Here is a 1,174-nt window from a genome sequence, read left to right as displayed (position 1 = left end):
ATGAGGGCAATGGACGAACATGGAAAATGGCTTCCCAAGAGCCGCAAGGTTTATGACCTTGACGAAAACGGGGAACGGATAAAACTTCCGTCCGGCAGATGGAAAAGCCACAAGGAGGATACGGTGGATTGGAACGACCAGAAGTATTGCGAAATCTGGCGGCATGAATGGGAGGTCATCCAGAACCGCTATCTGGAAGCCAATGACCGCCCAGAGCGTGTGGACTTGCGTTCTTATGCCAGACAGGGGCTTGATATTATCCCTACTGTCCATGAGGGAGCTGCTGTCCGGCAGATGGAAAAGCGGGGTATCCAGACGAACATCGGCAACCTGAACCGGGAAATCAGAGCCGCCAACCGCCTGATGAAGTCCATCCGGCAGCTTATCCAAAACCTCAAAGGCTGGATTACCGAGCTGGGAGAAAAACGGAAAGAACTGCTTGCACAAAAGGCGGCGGAGGAAGCGACACTTCTTCCCAATCTACTGATGAAATATATGGAGATACGAAAGGAAGAACGGAAGGACTGGACGAGGTCTGGACAAAATCGGGGGACTTCACAGGACTTAAAGGCAGTCAGCGAAGCCCTGTCCTATCTCCAGCAAAAGGGGCTTTCCACTGTGGAGGACTTAGAAGCATTTCTGGAATCTTCCGGGAAATCAGCCGCAGATTACCGCAATCAGATGAAGCCAAAGGAAGCCCGAAGCAAAGTGATTGACGGGATTCTTGCCAGCCGGACAGACTGCAAGGAATGTAAGCCTGTCTATGAGAAGTACCAGAAGATATTTTTTAAGAAAACAAAGGAGAAATTCAAACAGGAACACTCGGAGGTTGCCCGGTATGAAAAAGCCGCCACCCACCTTGCCAAGCACCCAGATGATAAGGACAGTACCCAAAAGGAGCTGCAAGAGGAGCAGGAAACGCTTCTGGAAGAAATCGCAGAGTTGAAAGTACCACTGACCGAGGTACAGGAGGATTTGAAGAAGCTGCGGGACATCCGCTACTGGGTACGGAAAGCCACACCCGGCACAGAGGAAAGTAAAGAGCCGCCTAAGAAGCAGCCCATCAAGGAAGTCTTGCAGGATAAGGCAGACGAGAAAAAGGCTCAAAGAACCGCCCCGGCACAGGCGAAACACAGACAACAGGATATGGAACTTTAACAGGCACTTGCCATTT

Annotated in this window: 1 protein-coding gene; it reads left to right on the top strand. The window is 50.9% G+C overall.

The window, feature by feature from the left end:
* A partial coding sequence (locus tag DW922_RS16440; protein ID WP_243032277.1) for a MobA/MobL family protein occupies window positions 1-1,158 on the top strand: 1,158 nt, incomplete at its 5' end.
* Window positions 1,159-1,174 lie beyond the last annotated feature (16 nt).

Origin of the sequence: Clostridium sp. AM42-4 (assembly GCF_003480105.1) — a bacterium.
GTDB lineage: Bacteria > Bacillota > Clostridia > Lachnospirales > Lachnospiraceae > Brotaphodocola.
This window is presented reverse-complemented; position numbering and strand designations above follow the sequence as displayed.